This is a genomic window from Acinetobacter kyonggiensis (genome assembly GCF_900107285.1).
Lineage (GTDB): Bacteria > Pseudomonadota > Gammaproteobacteria > Pseudomonadales > Moraxellaceae > Acinetobacter > Acinetobacter kyonggiensis.
Map to the genome: position 1 here is coordinate 1 of NZ_FNPK01000020.1, position 24,438 is coordinate 24,438.

General features: G+C 40.2%; 21 protein-coding genes and 1 pseudogene. 8 read left to right on the plus strand and 14 right to left on the minus strand.

Annotation, left to right across the window (positions count from 1 at the left end; all coding sequences use genetic code 11):
• A partial coding sequence (locus BLV99_RS13715; RefSeq protein ID WP_139243551.1) for an integrase core domain-containing protein occupies positions 1–144 on the plus strand: 144 nt, incomplete at its 5' end.
• A gap of 158 nt (positions 145–302) precedes the next feature.
• Here BLV99_RS13715 and BLV99_RS13720 read toward each other — a convergent pair.
• The 4 genes from BLV99_RS13720 to BLV99_RS13735 all read right to left on the minus strand — a co-directional run bounded on the left by BLV99_RS13720 (position 303) and on the right by BLV99_RS13735 (position 4,422).
• A complete protein-coding gene (locus BLV99_RS13720; RefSeq protein WP_092691692.1) occupies positions 303–1,172 on the minus strand; it encodes a lysophospholipid acyltransferase family protein in 870 nt (289 codons plus the stop codon).
• A 192-nt stretch (positions 1,173–1,364) separates the two neighbouring features.
• On the minus strand, positions 1,365–1,586 hold the full coding sequence (locus BLV99_RS13725) for a hypothetical protein (RefSeq protein WP_074946730.1): 222 nt from the start codon (positions 1,584–1,586) through the stop codon (positions 1,365–1,367).
• A 118-nt stretch (positions 1,587–1,704) separates the two neighbouring features.
• Positions 1,705–3,495, minus strand: a complete 1,791-nt coding sequence (gene aspS / locus BLV99_RS13730) for an aspartate--tRNA ligase (RefSeq protein ID WP_086166157.1) — start codon at positions 3,493–3,495, stop codon at positions 1,705–1,707.
• A gap of 162 nt (positions 3,496–3,657) precedes the next feature.
• A complete protein-coding gene (locus BLV99_RS13735) occupies positions 3,658–4,422 on the minus strand; it encodes a DUF4184 family protein (protein ID WP_092691695.1) in 765 nt (254 codons plus the stop codon).
• Positions 4,423–4,565: 143 nt separating this feature from the next.
• On the opposite strand from BLV99_RS13735, the gene znuD reads away from it, so the two are divergent.
• Both znuD and BLV99_RS13745 read left to right on the plus strand, forming a co-directional pair.
• Entirely contained in the window at positions 4,566–6,611 is a 2,046-nt protein-coding gene (gene znuD / locus BLV99_RS13740) for a zinc piracy TonB-dependent receptor ZnuD (protein ID WP_092691698.1), read from the plus strand.
• A 106-nt stretch (positions 6,612–6,717) separates the two neighbouring features.
• The gene (locus tag BLV99_RS13745; RefSeq protein ID WP_092691704.1) at positions 6,718–8,181 is read left to right on the plus strand and encodes a phospholipase D family protein; all 1,464 of its coding nucleotides are present in this window, start codon (positions 6,718–6,720) and stop codon (positions 8,179–8,181) included.
• Between the two features lie 65 nt (positions 8,182–8,246).
• Here the strand turns inward: BLV99_RS13745 and BLV99_RS13750 are convergent, their stop codons facing one another.
• Positions 8,247–8,699 (minus strand): hypothetical protein, encoded by a 453-nt coding sequence (locus BLV99_RS13750; protein WP_092691708.1) that lies wholly within the window; start codon positions 8,697–8,699, stop codon positions 8,247–8,249.
• Positions 8,700–8,882: 183 nt separating this feature from the next.
• Between BLV99_RS13750 and BLV99_RS13755 the strand changes: the two genes are divergently transcribed.
• On the plus strand, positions 8,883–9,413 hold the full coding sequence (locus tag BLV99_RS13755) for an RcnB family protein (protein ID WP_092691711.1): 531 nt from the start codon (positions 8,883–8,885) through the stop codon (positions 9,411–9,413).
• A 139-nt stretch (positions 9,414–9,552) separates the two neighbouring features.
• Here the strand turns inward: BLV99_RS13755 and BLV99_RS13760 are convergent, their stop codons facing one another.
• Positions 9,553–10,050, minus strand: coding sequence for a phosphate-starvation-inducible protein PsiE (locus BLV99_RS13760; protein ID WP_092691715.1), 498 nt, complete (start codon positions 10,048–10,050; stop codon positions 9,553–9,555).
• Between the two features lie 245 nt (positions 10,051–10,295).
• Between BLV99_RS13760 and BLV99_RS13765 the strand changes: the two genes are divergently transcribed.
• The gene (locus BLV99_RS13765) at positions 10,296–10,922 is read left to right on the plus strand and encodes an FMN-binding negative transcriptional regulator (RefSeq protein WP_092691718.1); all 627 of its coding nucleotides are present in this window, start codon (positions 10,296–10,298) and stop codon (positions 10,920–10,922) included.
• Between the two features lie 63 nt (positions 10,923–10,985).
• Here the strand turns inward: BLV99_RS13765 and BLV99_RS13770 are convergent, their stop codons facing one another.
• The 3 genes from BLV99_RS13770 to BLV99_RS13780 form a co-directional block, all read right to left on the minus strand.
• Positions 10,986–12,767, minus strand: coding sequence for an acyl-CoA dehydrogenase C-terminal domain-containing protein (locus BLV99_RS13770; RefSeq protein WP_092691721.1), 1,782 nt, complete (start codon positions 12,765–12,767; stop codon positions 10,986–10,988).
• A gap of 180 nt (positions 12,768–12,947) precedes the next feature.
• The gene (locus tag BLV99_RS13775; RefSeq protein ID WP_092691723.1) at positions 12,948–14,750 is read right to left on the minus strand and encodes an acyl-CoA dehydrogenase C-terminal domain-containing protein; all 1,803 of its coding nucleotides are present in this window, start codon (positions 14,748–14,750) and stop codon (positions 12,948–12,950) included.
• A 296-nt stretch (positions 14,751–15,046) separates the two neighbouring features.
• Complete coding sequence (locus BLV99_RS13780; RefSeq protein WP_092691725.1) at positions 15,047–15,682, minus strand: hypothetical protein; 636 nt, start codon at positions 15,680–15,682, stop codon at positions 15,047–15,049.
• Between the two features lie 138 nt (positions 15,683–15,820).
• Here BLV99_RS13780 and baeS point away from each other — a divergent pair, with 138 nt between their 5' ends.
• The 3 genes from baeS (at position 15,821) to BLV99_RS13795 (ending at position 19,765) form a co-directional block, all read left to right on the plus strand.
• Positions 15,821–17,482 (plus strand): sensor histidine kinase efflux regulator BaeS, encoded by a 1,662-nt coding sequence (baeS, locus tag BLV99_RS13785; protein ID WP_092691728.1) that lies wholly within the window; start codon positions 15,821–15,823, stop codon positions 17,480–17,482.
• Positions 17,483–17,494: 12 nt separating this feature from the next.
• A complete protein-coding gene (locus BLV99_RS13790; protein WP_086166147.1) occupies positions 17,495–18,181 on the plus strand; it encodes a response regulator in 687 nt (228 codons plus the stop codon).
• Positions 18,182–18,409: 228 nt separating this feature from the next.
• A complete protein-coding gene (locus tag BLV99_RS13795; RefSeq protein WP_092691731.1) occupies positions 18,410–19,765 on the plus strand; it encodes an amino acid permease in 1,356 nt (451 codons plus the stop codon).
• A gap of 379 nt (positions 19,766–20,144) precedes the next feature.
• Here the strand turns inward: BLV99_RS13795 and BLV99_RS13800 are convergent, their stop codons facing one another.
• The 5 genes and pseudogenes from BLV99_RS13800 to BLV99_RS13820 all read right to left on the minus strand — a co-directional run bounded on the left by BLV99_RS13800 (position 20,145) and on the right by BLV99_RS13820 (position 24,386).
• Entirely contained in the window at positions 20,145–20,519 is a 375-nt protein-coding gene (locus tag BLV99_RS13800; RefSeq protein ID WP_092691734.1) for an MmcQ/YjbR family DNA-binding protein, read from the minus strand.
• A 60-nt stretch (positions 20,520–20,579) separates the two neighbouring features.
• The gene (locus BLV99_RS13805; protein WP_092691737.1) at positions 20,580–21,182 is read right to left on the minus strand and encodes a L,D-transpeptidase family protein; all 603 of its coding nucleotides are present in this window, start codon (positions 21,180–21,182) and stop codon (positions 20,580–20,582) included.
• Between the two features lie 91 nt (positions 21,183–21,273).
• Entirely contained in the window at positions 21,274–22,716 is a 1,443-nt protein-coding gene (locus tag BLV99_RS13810) for a protein adenylyltransferase SelO (RefSeq protein WP_092691740.1), read from the minus strand.
• A gap of 64 nt (positions 22,717–22,780) precedes the next feature.
• Positions 22,781–23,141, minus strand: a pseudogene (locus BLV99_RS13815) (DHCW motif cupin fold protein).
• A 78-nt stretch (positions 23,142–23,219) separates the two neighbouring features.
• Positions 23,220–24,386 (minus strand): acyl-CoA desaturase, encoded by a 1,167-nt coding sequence (locus BLV99_RS13820; RefSeq protein WP_086185237.1) that lies wholly within the window; start codon positions 24,384–24,386, stop codon positions 23,220–23,222.
• Positions 24,387–24,438: the final 52 nt, after the last annotated feature.

A 24,438-nucleotide genomic window follows, 5' to 3' on the forward strand; every position in this document is an offset into this window, starting at 1 on the left:
TACAGCAATGTTTTGGATGCGAAGAAGCAATTAAACGCATATTTTGAATTTTATAATTTGAAACGACCTCATTCGAGTCTGGACAAAATGACTCCAGATGAGTTTTACTATGACCAGCTACCACAACAAAATAAGGTAGCTTAACTAGAGCAGAGTATCACTTATAAATAAGCTTTTAGTTGTTCAAACATGTGGGACCACCTCTTATATAGCTATAGATTGATTTATACTGTTAAAGGATGCACATAAGTATGCCACCCTTAATAATTGATCACAATATAGGGTGAAATTTAAAATATATTTTACCGATAGTGATTATAAATATTCTCTTGTCCTTCAACTTTGCGAAAACGCTTGTAAGACCATAAGTACTGTTCAGGAGCGATATTAATCATCTCTTCTAAGTCTTGGTTGAGGCGATTCACGGAAGTTTGTAAATCTTTAGACAAAATATCATCGGAAAGTCGTGAACAATGAACATTAAAACCAGAAACTTCATCACGAATACAACTGAGTCCAATCACATTACATTGGGTTTTGCTGGCTAATTTTGATACCAATGTTGTTGATAATGTTTTTTGACCAAAAAAGTTTGAATAAATTCCGCCAGATTCTTTGGGCAGATGGTCGGGTAAGATGACGGTCAAACCGCCTTGTTTGAGGTGCTTAAAGATTGAACGTACACCATTTTCATCGGTGGGAACGAGGGTGGCATTCGTTCGTTGGCGTGCTTCTAACATAAAGCGATCAATGCCTTTGTTTTTATTCGGTTTATACATAATCATTGGTGAGGCATACTGATTCAGCCATGCATTTAAAAGCTCCCAACAGCCAAAATGTGCAATCACCACAATCACACCTTTTTTATTGGCTAAGGCTTCAGTAAAATACTGTTCACCATAAATATTTTTGAATAAAGCTAAATTATATTTGGGTGGCATCCCCCAACATTTAATCGACTCAACATAGGTCATACATTGGCTTTTTAAGCTATTTTTGATGAATATGTTTTGCTGCTGCGTGCTTAAATCTGGGTAGGCCAATTGCAGATTAATGCGGGTAATTCGTTTCATGGATGAGTTGTAACTATTGAGTAAAATAGCAATCCAAGAGGCAATTAACTGCAACAGAGAAAGAGGGAGCAAAGCAACTATTTTGAATAAAAGATACATAACAGCGCAACTCATTTATAGTTAATATCATTATAAAAAGAATAATTCTGGAAAGAGTTTTATCGCATGAATGCGGCTGCGCCATTTCTAAAGTATAGAAAATGAGATCAAAAGTCTTGAGAACAAAATAAGAAATGAAATACAACCACTAGGCAATAAAATCAGGTCAACCTAGTGGCGCTAGAGAAAAAATTACTCAGGTTTATCGGCATTACCTTTTAAGACCATATAAATTAAACTCACAAAAATGAGTAAGGCGCCACCTAAGCTACTGACACAAAAATATAAAATACGTTGATTAGTATCAATATTAAATAAACCATTGGCTAAAATGTAACGCATAAATAACCACTGAGCGATAGCGAATACCATTAATACAAGTGCACGACGACGGACAGCAGGACGCATAGCCATAAGGTTTAGCTCACACCAAAGGAGAAAATAGGTCGCTATTATGCCATTCTCAAGACCTGATCTCAATGTAATAAAAAACCCTGCATGAGCAGGGTTTTTTAGCACTGAATTTAAAGGATTAAGCTTCTGCTTTAACCTCAGCTTTTGGTTTTTCGCGTAAACGAATACCTAAGTCACGTAATTGATTTGCTTCAACTGGCGCAGGCGCTTGAGTTAAAGGACATTCCGCAGTCTTGGTTTTCGGGAAGGCAATCACTTCACGAATAGACGAAGCACCTGTCATTAACATTACCAGACGGTCAAGACCGAATGCTAAGCCACCATGTGGAGGCGCACCATAACGTAAAGCATTAAGTAAGAAGCTAAATTTTTCTTCAGCTTCTTCAGCATCAATGCCCAGCGCTTCAAAAATGGCTTGTTGCATTTCTAAAGTATAAATACGTAGTGAACCACCGCCCACTTCAGTACCATTCAAGACCATGTCGTAAGCGACTGACAACGCAGCACCTGGGTTGTTCTTCACTTCTTCAACGCTCGATTTTGGTAGCGTGAATGGGTGATGTACAGACGTCCATTTGCCATCATCTGTTTCTTCAAACATTGGGAAGTCAACAACCCAAAGTGGTGCCCACTCGCAAGTCGCTAATTTCATGTCATGACCAACTTTGATACGTAACGCACCCATCGCATCGTTCACAACTTTAGCTTTATCTGCACCGAAGAATACGATGTCGCCATTTTCAGCACCGACACGTTTCAACAAATCAAGCACGATTGGCTCGATGAATTTAACGATTGGTGATTGAAGACCTTCGATGCCTTTTTCAAGTTCGTTGACTTTAATATAAGCCAAGCCTTTCGCACCGTAGATACCGACGAATTTCGTGTATTCATCAATTTGGCTACGTGGCAATGAACCTGCACCCGGTACGCGAAGTGCAACGATACGACCTTTAGGATCTTTAGCAGGGCCTGCGAATACTTTGAACTCAACGTCTTGCATCATGTCTGCAACGTCAACCAATTTCAAAGGAATACGCATATCTGGTTTGTCAGATGCATAATCACGCATCGCATCTGCATAAGTCATACGTTGGAATTTTCCGAAGTCAACATTCAGAAGTTCCTTGAACATCTTAATGGTTAAAACTTCCATCAAATCCATGATGTCATCGTCACTCATGAACGATGTTTCAACGTCGATCTGGGTGAATTCTGGCTGACGATCGGCACGTAAGTCTTCGTCACGGAAACATTTAGCAATTTGGTAGTAACGGTCAATACCGCCAACCATCAACAATTGTTTAAACAACTGTGGTGATTGTGGAAGGGCATAGAAGCTACCGTTCGATACACGACTTGGTACTAAATAGTCACGTGCGCCTTCAGGCGTTGCACGGGTCAAAATTGGTGTTTCAACGTCTAAGAAACCATTTTCTTCGAAATAGTTACGAATAAGGTTGGTCAATTTAGAACGGAAACGTAAACGATCAAGCATTTCAGGACGACGAATATCAAGGAAGCGATATTTCAAACGAACTTCTTCAGAAATATTGGTATTTTCATCATTTAATGGGAATGGCGGCGTTTCAGAAGCAGCTAGAACTTCGATGTCTTTGGCTAGAACTTCGATTTGACCACTCACCATGTTGGCATTTTCTGTGCCTTCATAACGACGACGTACACGACCTGTAATTTTAAGTACAAATTCAGAACGCGCTTTGTCAGCAGTTGAAAATGCTTCAGGAGTATCTGGGTCAATAACCACTTGCACAAGACCATCACGGTCACGCATGTCGAGGAAGATGACACCACCGTGGTCACGACGACGATGTACCCAACCGCATAATGTAACGGTTTGGTCAATTTGAGCTTCGGTTAAAGTACCGCAGTAATGAGTTCGCATCATAGCGTAAAAAATCCAACTATATGGGTTAAGGCAAGCGTATACGTAAACAGCGTACCGCCTTTGAATGTTGAATTATGCCTCTTTGGGCAGGGTGTCACAAGAAGTAGATCTAAAAACAACGCCAAATCACTGAAAATTGCTGCATCATTTCACTTTGGCACATTAACCCAGTCGATGATCGCGATCAAAAAATAAGAACAACAGACTGCCTAAGGTAAATACGGATAAAGCCCCTTGGGTAAATTCATTGATGGATTTACCGACAAAAAAGTACAGATCTGCCTGCCAGATTTCTGTAGAAAAATAGCGTGCATAATCCCAACTAGAAAAACAACCAACAGCGAAAGATGTCAGTAAAAGCGCGACAGCAAAGCGTTTAATCTTTCGGCTAATTGGGTGGTGTTGCTGATGTTGTCGGTAATATTGCAGGCACATGTAAAGCAAAATCGGTAAAACCACAATAGAGCTACCAATTTGTAAGATGCGATGCACAGGATATTGATGATGAAACAAAGTGAGGTTTTGACTTAGAAAGTCTTTAAAGGCAAAGGTTCTAAAATCGACATGGGTTAAACCATCCCAAATAATATGCGTTGCTGTGCCAACAAGCACCGCAGCAATGACCCCAATGAAAAATTTGACGGCTGATTTGAAACTCTGAATGTTTAATGGATGCTGAATCCCGCTTAAGCGGTAAATCACAGGGCGATAGAGCAGATACCAAAGTAGACAAAAGCCCAAGCCAATCCATAAGTCGGGATGAATAATTGATGTCCATAAATGGGTGGTATTGGAATTTTCTTGGGTAAATAAGCGGTATAAATCAGGCACCATACAACCAATAGCCAGTGCAGCAACAGGCAGTGCATGACCTGTTAACTTGGAAATAGGCGGTGCGAGTACAGCATGCGACAAGGTAAAAGGCATCTAAAAATCTTTAAAATTCAATGATAATTTAATGGGTGAAATACAGTTTAGCGGAAGCCTTTTAAAAGAAATGTTTTTTATTGCAAAAAAAATGAAATGTTATATTATAACACTATTCAGATTTTGTCGCTTTGAGCCTGCACATGTCCTTCCATAAGAATTTAATTACACTGTCTATCTTTGCCGTCATTACACCTGTCGTTTTTGCTGATGATCATCTTCAAAATCAACAATTAGAAACCATTCAATTAAAAGCACATCCCTTAGTGCAATCGGCAGCAGATTTTGCAGTGGCAGATCATGTGGTAGAGCATCAGGCTTTGGCTGAACGTGGAGCAACCATTGGTGATGCACTTGCAGATGAATTGGGGGTGTATTCTAACCAATATGGCTCAGGTTCTAGTCGTCCCGTGATTCGTGGGCAAGATGGGCCACGCGTCAAAGTCCTACAACATGCCTCAGAAACAGCCGATGTTTCTACACTATCTCCTGACCATGCGGTGACTGTAGATCCAATTTTAGCCAAGCAAGTGGAAATTATTCGTGGGCCATCGACCTTGCTATATAGCGCAGGCACAGTGGGTGGCTTGGTCAATGTGACGGACAATAAAATTCCCACCCAAATGCCAGAAAAAGGTATCGAGGGGCAGGCGGGGATTCGTTATAACTCTGGCAGTGATGAAAAACTCGCCAGTGCGGGTGCAACCGTAGCTTTGGGTAATCAAGTTGCACTACGGGTAGAAGGTTCGACTCGAGATGCGAACAGTTATATTGCACCGAATTATTTTCATGACCATGATGGCGAATTAGAAAAAGAACGTCGTGTCGGTAATACTTTTGCTCAAAGCGATAGCGTCAATGTCGGTTTATCTTGGATTCATGAGCGTGGTTTTAGCGGTATTTCATATAGTAACCGTCAAGATCAATATGGTTTGCCAGGGCACAGTCATGAATATGAAGACTGTCATCCGCATGACAATAATTTGCATTGTGGCAGTCATACAGGACATAGCCATGATGAAGATGAGCATGCTGCTGGCCCTTGGGTTGACCTTAAATCGGAACGCTATGATTTCCGTACTGAATTGAATCATCCCTTTGCAGGCTTTGAAAAATTACGTGCCCATGCCAGCTATACTGACTATAAACATGACGAACTAGAAGAAAATACGGTGGCAACCCGCTTTAAAAGTCAGGGCTATGATGCGCGTTTAGAATTGGTACACAATCCTATTGCCAATTGGGAAGGGGTAATTGGGACACAATATAATCAGCAAAAACTGGATATTACTGGTGAAGAATCTTTATTGAATCCAAGCAAAACACAAAAATGGAGTCTTTTTGCTTTAGAACATAAGCAATTTAATGATGTGCATGTGGAATTGGGTGCGCGTTTAGATCAGCAAAAAATTGAAATTGATTCCAATCAAAAAGATTTTGATGATTATGGCATCTCTTATTCAGGTGCTGTGAATTGGCAGTTTGCACCAAGTTATAAATTGTCTGTGGTCGGTTCTCATCAAGAGCGTTTACCCTTGGCGCAAGAACTGTATGCCAATGGCAAGCATTTTGCGACCAATACCTATGAACGTGGTAATGAAAATTTAAGCGCAGAAAAATCTAATAATATCGAGCTTGGTTTACATTATGAGCAAGATAAGTTGGATTACCATGTGCATGTTTATCATAACTGGTTTGATCATTATATTTATGCCAATACCACAGCATCCTACAAAGATTTTCGTTTAGTCGATTATACCCAAGACAAAGCTAAATTTTATGGTGCAGAAGCGCAAGCATCTTATGCTGTAACCGATGAGTATAAAGTGAGTGTATTCGGTGATTATGTCCGTGGCAAAATTGAAAGCGACAATGCACCACGCGTTCCAGCAGGTCGAGTGGGGACGAAAGTAGATGCCAATTTTGATGACCATTGGTCAGGTTTGGCCGAGTATTATCATGTGTTTAATCAGGACAAGATTGCCAGTTATGAGCATGAAACGGGTGGCTACAACATGGTTAATGTTGGCGTGTCTTATGCAGGACAATACGCGAAAAACAATGATTATCGTGTGTATTTTAAAGCCAACAACCTGTTAGATGATCAGGTCTATTCACATGCTTCATTCTTGTCGAATATTCCGCAAGTCGGGCGTAACTTTACCGTAGGTTTAGAATTTGGTTTCTAAGTTTACGCTATAAAACAATGTAGGACTGAAGCTTAATTCACAGAAAACCTCTTGAAAAATCAAACCATAAAACCTAGTCTGATGCGATTGGACTAGGTTTTTTGTTATGCGTATTTTTCAACGAATTCATCAAAAATTGAATTGGTCACGCCGTCGTTATGTCAGCGTAATGGTCAGTTTATTGGCTTTGGGCTATCTCTCATCCGCGATTTATCATACCTATAAGCCCTTGCCTGAGGGCTTGGATTTTACGGGGCAGTTGCGTCATGCTGAGGTGGAATTTATCGCCGATCAAACCTATATTGATATGCAGGGCAAACAACAACAAGAGCACCATATTTTTAATCAAATGTTAAAAATGATTGATGAGGCACAAAGCACCATCGTGCTGGATATGTTCTTATTCAATAAAGAGGTTGGCGAATCTGGTGTGGTGCACCGTACACTTACTCAGCAACTCACCGATACTTTAATTTTAAAACGCCGCGTACAACCGAATATTGAAATTAAGGTCATTACCGACCCGATTAATTCAGTCTATGGCGGTGTTGCACCAGCGCATTATCGTCAGTTACGCGCAGCGGGGATTGATGTGATTGAAACGGATTTAACACCGCTACGTGCATCCAATCCACTCTGGTCAGGTATTTGGTATATCTGTTGTCAAGATGCGGGTAATAATCCTGAAAAGGGTTGGTTGCCTAACCCATTTGGTCAACAAAAGATTACCTTGCGGAGTTATTTCAACTTATTTAATTTTAAAGCCAATCATCGTAAAACTTTGGTGGTGGATACCGCTCAGGGTTGGAAAACTTTAGTGACTTCTGCTAACCCGCATGATGGTAGCTCACGTCATTCCAACGTGGCCTTGCTGGTTTCAGGTAATACTGCAATTGATGTATTAAAGACTGAACAGGCTGTAGGTAGAATGTCCAAAGGTGATATTCCGATGGTGATTGTTGGCGAGTTTGAGGCTGAGCAGTCTTTGCCTCAAGTTCAGGTGCTGACTGAAAAAGCCATTTATGATGCAACACTCAGATTGATTGAAACGGCGAAGTCACAAGAGCAAATTGATTTAGCCATGTTCTATTTGTCGGAACGGGATATTGTCAAAGCGTTAATTGCGGCACATCAGCGTGGGGTAAAACTTCGCGTGTTACTTGATCCGAATAAAGATGCTTTCGGTCGTCAAAAAAATGGTATTCCTAACCGCCAAGTGGCATCTGAACTTAATGATGCGGGTATACCTGTGCGTTGGTGTAAGACCCAAGGTGAACAGTGTCATAGCAAAATGATTGTGAAACACAATGCACAACATGCCGAGCTAATTTTAGGTTCAGCAAATTTCACTGCACGGAACATTAAAAATTATAATTTGGAAACTGATTTACGTGTCGTGGGTGGATCTCAAGCGCAGGTCTTTAACGATGCCAATCAATATTTTAATACCGCTTGGTCGAACTTAGAAGGCAAAAATATGAGTGTTGATTACCGTATTTATGCGGATGAGTCGAAATTGAAATATGCAATTTATCGCTTTATGGAATGGAGTGGGGTATCGACTTTTTAGGAAATCGTTCCAAATTTTTTAAATCCCTCCCAACCTCCCTTTGAGAAAGGGAGGAGCTATCTTATTTAAGATTGCGGATTGGGTGGAACTAACTTATCCAAATCGGCATCTTTTATTTTATCCAGTTCAGATAAATCCGTTTTAATTTTCCACTGGCTTTCATCTTCAACGGGTTGTGGTAAACGTGCTTCTAGCCAATCGCACACCACATCGGGTGGAAAGTCAGGATGATTACACTGAATCACCCAAGCTAAAAAGTCTTTTGCTTCACCATTCATATAAGGGGGCGGTGAAACAGGTAGGAACTGCGTTGGCAGGCGTTCATTCTTTGAAATGTAATTCAGCACATGTCCCAATTCTTGCACGGTTTGCCATGCCAGAGGGTGCTCTACATTAATTTGAAATTTAAACCACCATGCATGTTGACCATCTGAACCATAAGCATCAATCAATGCTTCTTGTATACTCGGCACTTTACAAAAGAATTGATGTAGGCGGTCAAAACTTAAATCAGACACTCTGCTTGATCCAGTAACAAAAAAGAATATCTTAGCATAAACATCGGGCATGCTTAGTTGCATGAACGCATGAAATGATTCAAATATTTGGTTTACAAAACGTTGCATTAGATGGTTTTTTATCCATTCTTTATCCTAAACTAGAGATTAGAATGGTTGTATCAACGATATTGGGAGTCTCTGATGAAAGTAGCAATTCTTTATGCTCTGAGTGGCATGGTGCTTCTTGGGGCTTCAGCAATGACTCAAGCGGAAAACCGTTGGTCAAATTATCAAGGTGTCGATACCAGCAAACATCAACATCGACCGAGCTATCCGCAAAATAATTATCCATCAAATGACTATACTTCAAGTCGACCTAATTTTTCCTTGCATCAACCGAATTATCCACAAAATAACTATCCACCAAATAGTTACCCACAACATCGACCTCATTATCCGAGTCGCCCAACACCGTCTTATCCAGCATATCCGCCACATGGTGGCTATCCACCAATACAAAATGGGGTCAGTATTCAATACCATGCCCCAACGACCATTACGCAGAACTCACAAAGTTATAGCTGGGTGAATGGTGATCCGAATACAGCCCGAATTGAAAGTTCAAACTCGGTTTTAATTACCGATTGGCGTCGTTTAGGTTTACCCGCACCGCCTACAGGAATGTATTGGATTTATGAACATGGTCGCTATGTGTTGGTGCCGAATCGTTAATCTAAAAAATATTTTTTAGCACGGTGTTTGAATAAAAGAATTCTTGCTCCATCCAAATTTGTACTTGGTTTAAAACAATATTTTAAACTTTATTCAATCTCCCTTATAGCTAAAGGAGGATTGAAAAAGCATGATGTTTTTAAGCCAATTCATCATCTTGTGGACGAGGTGTTTTACCTTCAGGTAGGGGCTTTTCACTGTGCTTGTCACGAATTACAGAGGGATAATTCCAAGATGCAAACCGTACAATCCAAATTGAAAAAGCCAAAATCAGAATAGAACCTGTGATAATGATCAGATCCAAATCTGCTTTATGGTCATGCTGAATGTCGGAAATGAGCAGGCGAGTTAATGCTGTAATTGCAACATAAATTAGAAAACGCACTGGCATATGGTTGGTTTTAAAATAAATTCCGACCATTGCCCCCAATTCTAAATAGATAAATAACAATAAAATATCATCAATGGTTGCGTATTGTTTGACGGTTAAAATATCAATCACGGTATGTACCGCAGACCAAGCCACCATGCAGCCAATAATAAACAGTGCGACATAGTGAAAGGTTTCAACAGCTAAATTGCCTAATTTATCGAGGAGGGCTTCAACTTTTTCAACTTTGGGATTTCGTTCAGACATTTTTTCCTCCTTATTTTATAAAAACTAAGATGTATTAAATAGCATGCAAATTTCATGCACATGAAAGATAAATCAAAAAATATTGATTCTATTTTCTATGTGAATAAGAGGGCTGTAGCCCATGCTTTATTGCTGTTGGCTTAGTTTAGTCGCAGATAAAGACCAATAGAGAATAGTATTTTACAATGACTCATGTGCAGTAGTCGTTTTAGAATTTAGCGATATTGATTTTTTGAGTATAATAAATGTATTTACCTACGCATTTTAAACAGGAAAATCTTCCTGAACTTTTCGACTTAATTGAACAACATTCATTGGCGAGTGTGATTGTCACCCATGATGGAAAAATCGAGGCGAATCATATTCCACTCGAATTAGATTCAACACAAGGTGAGTTGGGTGTACTCAAAGGACATATTGCAAAAGAAAACCCATTGTGTGAAATTTTAGATCACCCTGTATCCGCGTATGTGATTTTTCAGGCAGAGCAGGCTTATATTTCTCCGAATGGGTATGCGGGTAAACATGAGCATCATCGCGTTGTTCCGACTTGGAATTATCGTGTGGTGCATGTCACAGGAAGCATCCAAAAAATAGAAGACCAGAAATATTTACGTGGAATATTGGCGCGTTTAACGCGTACTCATGAATCATCACAGGATATTCCTTGGAAAATGGGGGATGCACCACATGATTTTATTGAAGAGCAACTTGAGAAAATTGTGGCAATCGAAATTGAAATTTCTTCAATTATTGGAAAATTTAAAGTTAGTCAGAATCGTTCAAAAGTAGATGCTGAAAATGTCGCACATGCTTTAGAAAAACATCATCCTGAAACGTCTGAGACAATTCGAAAATATCATCCAAAATAAAAAAGATCATCCAAAATAAAAACGCCTGACAAAGCAGGCGTTTTTAAAGCTTAGTTCAGAAAATTAAGCCTGAGTAGTAAAGTAGTCTTCGCTAAAGTTCATAATCACTTCTGAACCTGCTTTTACTTTGGTAATACGAAGTTCAAGCTCTGGCAAAATGCGTTGTACGAAGTATTGCGCCAGTGCCAATTTATTTTGATAAAACTCGCCATCTTTCGCTTTTGCTGCATTGGCAATTTTTGCGAACATATACGAGAAGCTTAAAAGACCCACTGCATGCAGGTAATCAACCGCCGCAGAGTTCGGAAATTCGATATTTTCACTCGCAGCTTCAATTACATATTGCGTCACGGCTTCAATTTCAGTTGCAGCATCTAATGTTGCATCTTTAATGAAGTTTAACTCAGCGTCTAAACCGTTGGCAAAGTCACGAATTTCAGAAATATATTCTGCAATGAATAAACCGTTGCATTTAATGGTTTTACGACCAATTAAATCTTGCGATTGAACACCATTGGTACCTTCGTAAATTTGTGCAATACGTAAATCACGTACGCATTGTTCCATACCCCATTCACGAATATAACCATGACCGCCAAATACCATTTGCGAATCAATGACTGCATTAAAAGCGGTATCGGTTAAATAGGCTTTTGCAATTGGAGTTAGTAAAGCTACACGGTTATTTGCCGCTTTAATTGCTTCTGGATCGGTTGAGAATTTAGTGATATCCAGTTGCTGACCCACGTAAACTGCAAATGCGCGAGATGCTTCATTATTGGCACGTGCATTGAGTAACATACGACGAACATCACCGTGAACTAAAATGCTGTCCGCAGGTTTAGCAGGCGATTGAACGCCAGAAGCGCTACGACCTTGTAAACGGTCAGTCGCGTATTGTGCTGCATTTTGGTAAGCATATTCAGAAGCACCAAGACCTTGAATACCCATCGATAAACGTTCGTAGTTCATCATCACGAACATTGCTGCTAAGCCTTCATTTTCTTTGCCGACTAAATAACCTTTAGCAGCATCAAAGTTCATCACGCAAGTTGCAGATGCTTTAATCCCCATTTTGTGTTCAATTGAACCTGGGCCTGCTGTATTGCGCTCACCTAACGAACCGTCAGCATTGACCATGAATTTTGGCACGATAAACAATGAAATACCGCGTGAACCCGCAGGTGCATTCGGTGTTTTTGCTAAAACAAGATGAATGATGTTTTCAGAAAGGTCGTGGTCACCACCGGTAATAAAGATTTTAGTCCCTGTAATGTTGTACGTACCATCTGCATTCGGTTCAGCTTTGGTTTTAATAATACCCAGATCCGTTCCTGCATGTGGCTCTGTTAAGCACATTGTACCTGACCATTCACCTGTATACATTTTAGGTAAATAAGTTTCTTTTTGCTCTTGTGATGCATAGCTGTTTAACGCCATACCAGCACCCACAGAAAGAAGCGGGTAGAGCATGAATGAAGGATTGGTGGCGAATAACATTTCATCAGAAAGAACAGTCAGCATTTTTGGCATTGCCTGACCGCCCCATTCTTCGTCAGCGCCTAAACCAATCCAACCACCTTCAGCATATTGTTTGAATGCTTCTTTAAAGCCAGCAGGAGTCGTCACATTGCCATTGCTAAATGTTGCACCTTCTTCATCACCAGTACGGTTGATGGGTAAAGTCACATTTTGCGCAAATTTAGCCATTTCTTCAAGAATAGCTTCTGCCGTCGCAGCATCAATATGTGCAAGATTTTCATTGGCTTGCCAGAATTGCTCTGCATTGAATACATCGTTAAGGATGAATTTCATATCTGCAAGTGGCGCATTATAGATTGGCATGATTCGGACACCTGTTTTTGTTTAAATTTTGGTATTAGTCAGTCTAAGCAAGGTATTTCGAGCATGTTAGACGACTAAGGGGTAACATTTATGTGTATTTATAAAGAAAAAGGACCGCCAAAGCTATGACCGTCCTTTTTCTTTTTTGTACTCATGAGTACAGTTTTTTACAATGTTGTATTAGAAAGCGAAATGTTCAGCATCTAAAGACATCAATGGCTCTAAACCACCCGCAATCACGTCAACGTGTGAGCGAACGCGTGGTAGAATTTTCTTGAAGTAGAAACGTGCAGTCGTCACTTTCGCGTTATAGAAGTCAACGTCAGTTGTACCCGCAGCAAGTGTTTCTTGGGCAACCAGTGCCATACGCGCCCATAGGTAAGCAAGAGTTACATAACCAGAGAAGTACAGGAAGTCTACCGCAGCAGCACCCACTTCATCTGGGTTTTGCATTGCACGCATACCAATCTGCATAGTCAAATCACCCCACTCTTTATTTAGAGTAGCAAGTGGTTCAACAAATTCTTTCATTGCGGCATTGTCTTTGTTTGCATCGCAGAATTTGTGAATAATCTTAGTGAAGTCTTTCAACATTGCACCTTGAGTACCCAACACTTTACGGCCTAACAAATCAAGTGCTTGAATTTCAGTTGTACCTTCGTACAAGCAAGCAATACGTGTATCACGTACGATTTGTTCCATGCCATGCTCTGAAATAAAGCCGTGACCACCGAACACTTGAACGCCGTGCTTCGCAGATTCTGAACCTGTTTCAGTTAAGAATGCTTTTGCAATTGGTGTCAATAGGGACAAGATATTATCAGAAGCCTTACGCTCTTCTTCTGTTGCACCTTGCTCAACCACGTCCGCATGTAGAGACAACAAGTAAACCAGTGCACGACCACCTTCAGCAAAAGATTTTTGCGTTAAAAGCATGTTACGTACAGCAGGGTGAACAATAATTGGATCTGCTTCTTTTTCTGGCGCTTTTACACCTGAAAGTGAACGCATTGCCAAACGGTCTTTTGCATAAGTAAGTGCACCTTGGAATGAACCTTCAGATGCAGATAAACCTTGAATTGCAGTACCAATACGTGCTGTGTTCATGAAGGTGAACATGCAGTTTAAGCCGCGGTTTTCAGGTCCAATCAAGAAACCTTTTGCGTTGTCAAAGTTGATCACGCAGGTTGAGTTACCATGGATACCCATTTTGTGTTCGATTGAACCACAACGAACTGCGTTACGCTCGCCCACAGAACCATCTGCGTTTAAGTTGAACTTCGGTACGATGAATAAAGAAATACCTTTAGTGCCTTTTGGCGCGCCAGGAAGACGTGCAAGAACAATGTGTACAATGTTCTCAGCCATGTCATGTTCACCCGCTGAGATAAAGATTTTCTCACCAGTGATTGCATAGCTACCGTCAGCTTGTGGCTCAGCTTTAGAACGGATAATACCCAAGTCAGAACCAGCGTGTGATTCTGTTAAGCACATAGTTCCTGTCCAAACACCTGAAACAAGGTTTGGTAAGTAAGCATCTTTTTGTTCAGCTGAACCGTGGTGTTCTAAAGTACGAACTGCACCGTGAGAAAGACCTGGGTACATACCCCATGCCCAGTTCGCAGTACCGACCATTTCTGAAATCACGTTACCTAAAGAAACAGGTAAAGCTTGACCGCCGTATTGCTCTTCAGCAGAAAGAGAAGGGAAGCCAAGTTCGATGTATTTTTGATACGCTTCTTTAAAGCCTGTTGGTGTTGTTACAACGCCATCATTCCAAGTACAACCTTCGCGGTCGCCGCTTTGGTTGATTGGAGACAATTCGTTTTCACAGAAATCTGCAGCAGCTTCTAAATATTGGTCAACCAATTCGCGGCTTACGGTTTCCTGAAATGCAGGCAATTTAGAATAGTGTTCTTCTGCATTCAATAGCTCATGCAGTACGAATTGCATATCACGTAAGGGCGCTTTGTATTGTGGCATATCGGTTTCCTCAATACTGGTTTAACCAGCTTATAATCCTAATAAACATTGGAACGTGCCTTCTATGACACGTATTTCTATGGCTCAATCGTGCAACATCTTCCCGCTTGGTACAAGCTTTTCCATGCCTTTTCTTGGTGACTGTAAAGTCAAAGATTTTTCGCTTGAAATTGCTAAGTATGTTGAGTGTAAATGCTTTTATCCTTTATTCGATGTTATAAATAGTCAAATACGTAAATTTTTATGTCCAATAAAAAAGGCGCATAAATGCGCCTTTTAAAATTTGGAGGAGATATTTATAGAGCTGATTTCACTGGAGCGGCAACAGGGGCTTTAGGTTGGAAGTGAATTTCACATTGACCATTGATGGTTTGCACACCGACTTTGATCTGAATCGCTTTGCCGTGTGTTTGACCTTGACACGCTTTAGCAATTGCTTGTTGTATTGCTTGGCGTTCAGCTAAGCGTTGATCAAATTGCTGCGTTAATTCAGCACGTCGAGCATCTGTTAAAGGCTGGTCATGCTGCATATGCATACCCTCACGCATTTCACCGCGCATTGGACGATGCTCATCTTTCATGGAATGCTTTTCCCCACGCATTTTTTTACCAGTTTTATGCTCTGGTTTAAATGTCATGGTGCAAGTACCCTCAAGGGTCTTTTCACCGGCTTGAATTTGTACTGCTGTACCTGCTGCTTTGCTCTCACAGGCTTTTTGAATTTTTTCAAATACTTGTTTACGTTCATGACGTGCTAGTTGGAACTGTTCACGTTGTTCAGTTGTCATTTTGCGTTCATGCTGCGGATGATGATCTTTCATCATGCGAGCATGGTCGTTATCTTTAATACTATTGCTCGATTGGCAGGCTGTTAAAGCCCCTAGACTGAGAATACTTGTACCCACTAAAGCAATTTTTATCATGGAATTCATTGTTTTTAGCTCCAATGAAAAATAATGTAATTTTGATCAGTTAAAGAATAGATAATAATGATGAAGAAACAATGGAGAGTTTTTTAGGATGGTGTTGGTTACAATAATAAATTGAGAAGAAATTTTGAGATTTTGCATTTGAAAATTCGTCGTGTTCCTATTGCTTTACGCCTGTTTTTGACCGTATTACTCACAACCTTAGTGATTACGACGGTGAGTCTTGGTGTCTTGCATTGGACCATGCAAAAAAACTTTGCCCGCTATGTGGCCGATGTTGAAATGCAAAAACTCGACCATGTCATCAGCAATTTGGCAGGGGTTTATACGGTTTATCATGACTGGGGCAATGCCATTCAAGCACAAATTCTTCAAATTGAAGGCAAGGCAGCACCTGATGATTATGATCGCTTATCGCGTTGGTGGTTACGCCGTCAGTATGATATTGCTTTGCAGCAGCGTTATTTTCAGGACAACTCCCTAATGAATGTTTCGCCTAATTTAGATAAGGCTGGACAGCATAAACCAATATTAAATGAAGAAGAGCTCAAGATGATTGAGTTGAATTTACCTTCAGAATACCAACCTTTTGAAGGGCTTCAATTTCCATTAAGTGCCAATGAAAACACATTTCGACCTGCTCAAAAAAATGCAGCAACGCAAGCAGATTCGACCCACAATCAAAGCAAAAAAAAGCAGTTTATTTCGATGCCTGACCGTTTGGGTCTAAGTTCTCGATTATCCTTATATGATGCCAATCAGCAGTTTGTTGTGGGGGAGCCATCAGATATTCCAGTGTCTTATCGGCCTATTATGGTGAATGATAAAATTGTCGGTTATTTAGGCTTAAAACCCGTACTGGATAAAGATGATGCCTTAAGTATTAATTTCTTTAGTAATCAGAAACGCTATTTGTTGCTGATTTATGGCTTAACTTTTTTAAGCAGTTTAATTGCCGCGTTATTGTTGGCGACCTATTTTAAAAAGCCGATTCAACGGCTGTTAAATGCAACACGTGAATTGACCAAAGGGCATTATCAGCATCAGGTAAAAATTAATCGCAATGATGAATTGGGTGATTTATCTACTGAAATTAACCAATTGGCGGTCATTTTAGATCAGCATGAACGTTCACGTCGTCAGTGGGTGGCAGATACTTCACATGAGTTAAAAACACCATTGGCAGTGCTGCAAGCTCAGATTGAAGCAATGCAGGATGGTATTCGAAAGCCAACTCCAGAACATTTTGAAGCGATGTTGCGTCAAGTCACTAGTTTGAAAAAATTGACGCAAGACCTAGCCGACTTAGCTCAAGCCGAAGCCCAGCAATTGACTTGTTATTTGGCGGAAGTTAATCCTTGGAATGTGGTGCTACAAGAAGTTGAAAACTTTAAGCCTAAATTTTCCCAAGCCAATTTATCTGTTGCAGTGCAAGGTGAAGGTGCGAATTTACAATTAGATATAGATCGTTTTAAACAAATTATGGTCAACTTATTGGGCAACAGTATTCGTTATACCGAAGCAGGCGGTGAGGTGCGTGTACATACCGAGCAATCGGCAACGCATTGGAGCGTGATTGTCGATGATAGTCCATTTGGCTTAACGGATGAACAGTTGGCACGTTTAGGCGAGCGTTTCTATCGCGTCGATGATTCACGTACCCGCAGTACGGGCGGTACAGGTTTAGGGTTGGCATTATCTGGTAAAATTGCGCAGGCATTGGGTGGGAAATTGAGTTTTGAACATTCGCCACTGGGTGGTTTGCGTTGCAAACTGACTTTTCCAAAACAGTTAAACTCATAAGGAATAAGATTCATGAAACATGTCATGCTGGTTGAAGATGAAGTTGAACTTGCACAATTGGTGCGAGACTATTTAGAAGCAGCAGGCTTTGAAGTCAGTATGTTTCATGATGGTCAGGAAGCCTATGATAGCTTTACGCAGCGTAAACCCAGCTTAATGATTTTGGATTTGATGGTGCCACGCATGGATGGTTTAACCATTTGCCGTAAGGTGCGTGAACAGTCTGATTTACCGATTATTATGGTGACTGCACGCACTGAAGAAATTGACCGCGTATTGGGTTTAAACATGGGTGCGGATGATTACATTTGCAAACCATTTAGTCCGAAAGAATTGGTGGCTCGTGTACAAGCGGTCTTACGTCGTTTGGATCGTCAAGCTGAGCCTGAGCAAAATAACTTGTTCCGTATGGATAAAGCGCAACAACGTATTTGGTATCAACAAAAAACCTTGAATTTAACGCCCACTGAATTTCGTTTGCTTGAGTTGTTCTTAGAGCATGTCGGGCAAGTGTATTCACGTGCACAGTTACTCGATCATATTAATCCAGACAGTTTTGATGTGGCGGATCGTGTTATTGATAGTCATATTAAAAATCTACGCCGTAAAATTTCGGATGCAGCTGAAACAGGTAACCGTCATGAATGGATTCAAGCAGTCTATGGTGTGGGCTATCGTTTTGAATATCCTGAAGACTAATTTAGTTTTCTGATTTAAAAAAAGCGGATAAGCAAAAGTTTATCTGCTTTTTTTATGGATTTATTTTGTGGAAAAATATTTTTTCAGTACAGTTAAAATATAAGCCGCAAGGTTAAACATTCAACCAGTGAAATGCGGCTGAGCAATGGGCGATTTTAAAGCACAAGACTGTGGTTGATTGCCTGTGCAAGCGGTACAATTCATTTTTTTATCAGATGAGCATGTGTTTTGAGCAGCGAGACGCCTAAACTTCAGCGCCGTTTAAAGAACCGCCATATCCAATTGATCGCCATGGGCGGTGCAATTGGCACAGGGCTGTTCTTAGGTTCAGCACATATTATTGAATCCGCTGGCCCATCTATTATTTTGGGTTATATGATTGGCGGTTTGATTGCATTTTTAATTATGCGTCAACTCGGTGAAATGATTGTGCATGAGCCAGTGACGGGTTCATTCAGCTACTTTGCCTTTAAATATTGGGGACGGTTTTCAGGCTTTTTAACGGGCTGGAACTACTGGGTGCTGTATATCTTAGTCGTGATGACTGAGCTGACCGCGATTGGTAAATATGTCAATTACTGGTGGCCGCATATTCCTGCGTGGGTCTCGGTGCTGGTGTTTTTTGTGGTGATTACACTGGCCAATTTGGCCAATGTCAAACTATATGCCGAGTCTGAGTTTTGGCTGTCGATGATTAAAGTTGTTGCGATTATCGCGATGATCATCTTCGGCGTTTATTTGCTGTTGACGGCAGATGTAGGTTCAACTGCATCCATCACTAACTTATGGGCACATGGCGGGTTTTTCCCACATGGCTTTGAAGGCTTGTTTTATATGCTGGCCTTTATGATGTTTGCATTTGGTGGTATTGAGCTGATCAGTATGGCGGCTGCGGAAACCGAAGATCCTGAAAAAAATATTCCAAAAGCAGTCAATCAAACTGTGATTCGGGTTTTCCTGTTCTATATTTGCTCTTTAGCGATCCTTTTGTCTTTGGTGCCTTGGAATCAATTGGATTTGGGTGGGCTAGATAAAAGTCCATTCGTGCTTATTTTTAAGCAAATGGGTATTGATTGGGCGGCGCATTTACTGAATTTTATTATTCTGACTGCATCGGTTTCTGTTTGTAATAGTGGTATGTATGCCAATAGCCGCATGCTTTTAGGTTTAGCAGAACAGGGCAATGCACCACAAGTCTTTCAGCAAGTGAACCAGCACGGTACGCCGATTTCTGCTGTTTTATTTTCAGCATTATTGATTTTCGGTTGCGTGCTGTTGAATTATTTCTTGCCTGAAAAAGCACTCAGTTATCTGATTTATATTGTGGTCAGTGCTGCGGTTCTGAATTGGATGCTGATCAGTTTGATCCATCTTAAATTTAGACAGAGTATGAAGAAGCAGGGCATTCAAACTAAATTTCCAGCGTTGTTTGCACCGTTTAGCAATTATTTTGTTTTAGCTTTTATGCTGATGATTTTGTATATCATGTGGAATCAGGGCTTTATGCTTTCAGTATTGATGCTGCCTGTGTGGATTGTAGTATTGTTTGGTGTATTTAAGATGCTGAAGGCGAAGAAGACCTAAAGAGTAGGTAATGATTTAAAAAGGACTCAAGCATGAGTCCTTTTTTATTTGGTTGTTTTAATGTCTGGGAGTTTTGTTCAATAAGATAATTTAACTATTGGATTTCGTATTTAATAAAGAATCTTATAAATTGTATTATGTAAATTCTAGAGAATATTAAATTTAGGACGTTATTTTAAAAGCTTTTTTATGATTCATCAATTTTTTACTAAGCTTTTACTTTCGAATTTTCTGTTTCAAACATGAGATAGATACAAAATGTCGAAAAGCTGTTCAGTAAATACAATATGTGTTCAAACTCATGATCTGCTTGATGAAGCGATAGCGTTGAGCTTTAGAAAATTAAAAGGGAAGAATTAAATTCTTCTTCATTCAATATTTATGTGATGGCTCTAAGCGCGGCAATTCGCTGTCTTTGTACTTTATTCAGCTTTGATACTACTAGATCATAAGAACTCTGTACCAGATCAATCACTAAATCAGGATCTAAGTCTTCATTCTCATAAATTGAAATCCAATGTTGCTTATTCATATGCCAGCCTGTACGGATATAAGGATAAATATCACGTAACATCACACCGTGGTCGGGAGTGACTTTTAAGTTAACCGCGGCTTTGCCTTCCAAATGAAAACTCAGCATAAAAATTTTATCCATGACTTTATAAACGTCACAGCCTTCTCCAAAAGGCTGACTGCAATTGGTTTCAGGGAAAGTAAGGGTAATTTTGGCTATATACTGATGCAATCCCGTCATAATTATTCTTCTTCAAAAAATGAAAATACCATGAGATAAATACATTATAAGTTAAATATATTATTGATGAATTTCAATCACTGTACCATTGTTCACTAATTGCCAAATTTCATCCATATCAATATTACGTACAGCAATACATCCCCAAGTCCAATCTTTTTGAGGTAAATAACTCATCAAGTTTGGCAACGCTTTTACTTGTTTGGTCGTGGCAGAACCATGAATCATAATGTCTCCACCTGTGGAAACACCAAGCTGTTGCGCATTTTGTTGATCTTTAGCATTTGGGTATGAAACGTGAAGCGATTTATAAAAAGCACTCTCAGGATTTCGCCAGTCAATTACATACTGACCTTCAGGCGTTTTGCCGTCACCTTCTTGAATTTTATGTCCTATAGGAGCGAAGCCAAGTCGCATTGGATAGCTTCGAATAACTTGATCTTGATGTAATAATTTGACCAATCGTGCTGCCTTGTAAACATGGATACTGCTAATCGGCGTTTGCTTACGGATATGAGTGATTTCTATATCAGACAATGTATTGGGAAATTGAACTTGGTTGGATAGGGTTGGAATAAATTTTTGATATTTAAAATAAAGACCAGTACCAGTCATGATAATTAGAATAATAAACGTCAGTGCCAGAATGTATTTTTTATTCATTGTTGGTTCAAACATATTATTTGAACATAAAGTTCAATAATTAAAAGGGTTTGTGGATAAATTTTCATTTATCCACAATTTTATATTTTATTTAAGATGAACAACTCACCATCACTTCAGGTACATCACTTGGTAGTGGTGCTAAATCTGAAGTTTGTTCTAAAAGTTGTTGTTTTGTGTATGGTGTATTGAATAGTTTAAATAAGCGATCAACTTCAGAGAAATCGTTGCGTTCCGCCAGTTCAATGGCTTTTTGTAGCATGTGGTTGCGTAAAGTGTATTGTGGATTCACTTTAAACATTTGCACATCTAGCTCATCGGTTGCTTGGTCTGCTCGAATGCTTTGATATTGGTTCAAAAATGTATCGAATTGACGGGTATCTAAGCAATCATCACGCAGAGCAGTATAGCTCTTGTTTTGTAGACGAATAAAGCTGTCTGTGTAATCGAGTTGTTCTGCTTGCAGAATACGAAGAAAAGCCATGCTGCAATCAAAACTGTCTTTATGGAAGCTGGGTAGCCCCATTTTTTGGCATAGCCCAAGTGTGTAATGTTCTAAAAATGTAGTTTCAAAATGCTCTAAACATTGGGCTAAATCTTCTTTAAATTGTTGTTTGTTTTCAGCAGGGGCAAGCGGAATAAGATTATTGAGCCATGTCCATAAATTCCAGTGCCCGATACTGGGTTGTTGCTGGTAGGTATAACGTGCATTGTAGTCTGAATGGTTGTTAATCCAATTTGGACGGAAGCGTTCCATAAAACCATAAGGGCCAAAGTCTAGCGTAGAACCGGTGATATTGAGATTATCGGTATTCATCACGCCGTGGGCGAAACCGACCAATTGCCATTTTGCAATCATCACCGCGGTACGCTGAATGACTTTGGTGGCAAAGGCTAAAATGGGCTGCTCAGCATTAAGGCATTCAGGATAATGCCATTCAATACACTTCTGCACAAAGTCTGCGAGTAGCTCAGGCTGATATTGATTAATCCATTCAAAATGACCCAGACGAATATGGCAGTCCGAAGTACGCAGCATCATCGCGCCAAGTTCTAATTTTTCGCGTTGTACACCTTGCGCCGACGAGGTAAAGCCCACGGCATTACTCGAGGCTACGCCCAAAGCATTCAGTGCATGACCCGCTAAATATTCACGAATAACAGAGCGCAATACTGCACGACCATCGCCCATACGGGAGTAGGGGGTAGCACCTGCACCCTTTAAATGCAGGTCAATGGTTTGATTGTTTTTATCTAAAATTTGAGCAATCAGTAAACCGCGTCCATCACCCAATTGTCCTGCCCATTGTCCAAATTGATGTCCTGCATAGACCATCGCAAGGGGTTCAAATTCAGCAAAGGTTTTCTGCCCACTACAGATTTCAACCCAAGCCGCTTGGTCTGCATCCGACCATTGTAATTGATCGGCAAGTGCTTGGTTAAAATGTCCTGCTTTTGCCCCTTTTAGCGGAACTGGCATTTGCTGATGAAAAAGCTTGGGATTGAGCAAAGGATAGCGGGGATTGAATTGCATAGTGGAAAATACTGAATGGGGTTGGATTCACTATACTTGATATAGATGCACGATTAAAACAGGATTAATCCACAATAAAGAGTTTTGCACCTGTAGTTGTTGAGGAGCGATGAGCTTCGGCATGATCTGCAACTTGATAACTCATGCCAGCGGTTAATGTAAAGCTACGACCATCCTCAAGTTCAGTATGTAATTCACCTTCAAGGCAGAATAAGATATGCCCCTTTAGGCACCATGAACAAAAATAAAGCGATGCTTTATTTGCAGTGCAAGGCTAAATAACCTGCTGAATATTCCACAATACGCACCCGAATATTGTCAAACTGTTGCGTACGCCATAGGGCATGACCATGTTCACCTGCATGTCGTTCAGTTTTAATTTCTGTCCAATTGGTGATTCCAAATGGAATGTTATTCAAGTTCATTTTTTTCCTTCTTTATATGATTTTAAGTGGCTGAGATAAAAGAAAAGCCCCAAGAAGGGGCTTTATCGTAACAGTATCTTATTCAGAAATAGGGTTCTTTTTAACACTGCGCATCAGGATTTTTAACGTATTGCGGTGGTGTGCAAGACGCTGTTCAACCAATTGGAAATCCACTTTAAGTTTGTGATCCATTTGCTGAATTTTTTCAGCGACAGAGGCTTTCTTGGCTTGAATTTCTTGTTCTTTCAGCTTTGCCCAGTCATTTAATGTTTGGGTAAATGCTTCATATTCCTGTGCAATACGAAGTTTGGCAGTGGCCATATCTTCATTGACATTGTGTCCATAAACAGCCAAATCTTGTTCAGCATATTTAAAGCGCATTGCCAATTCTGCTTTTTTAATATTAAAGCTTGGAATACGGCGTAAGTTTTTGGCTAAACCTAATTTTGAACACGACCAAATCAACCATTTCGTTGGATCGTACTGCCACCATTTCACACCATTACGGTAGTCATATTGGAAAATATGGTGATAGTTATGATAACCCTCACCCCAAGTTGCAATAGCTAACCAGAAGTTGTCACGTGCAGTATTTTCGTCGGTATAAGGACGTTTTCCCCACATGTGGCAAAGTGAATTAATGAAGAAGGTCACGTGATGGCTTAGGATTAGGCGAAGTAAACCACCCAATAATAATACGCCCCACATATCACCAACTGCCCAACCGACTGTAGTAAGAATTACGACATGTACAGCAACAACAAGAGGAATGTAATATTTGTCTTGGAACATCACCACTTTGTCATTTAACAAATCTGGTGCATTTTTATAATTTGATTCTGCTGCTGGATAGTTACGAAGCATCCATCCAATGTGCGCATACCAAAAGCCATTATTAATTGAATATGGATCTTGTTCAATATCATCAACATGACGGTGATGCGTACGATGACCTGAAGCCCAGAACAAAATACTATTTTGAACGGCAAAAGTCCCCATAAGCATTAAAATGATTTTTAATGGTAAGGTCGCTTCATAGGCACGATGGGCCCATAAACGGTGATAACCCGCAGTAATCCCTAAACTACTTAAACCAAGTAGTACAAATAAGCTGATCCATGCGCCTAAGCTAAAATCATGATGATAAGCATATAAAGGGATAGCGATTACAGCCACAATTGGTAAAAGTACCAATGCAAACACTGCAATCCAGTTAATTGGGGCTTTGGGTAGGGGAGCATTCATCTCCAACAGCACTCCTAGAACCTTGTAAAGGTAAGGTATAAATGAATTTGTT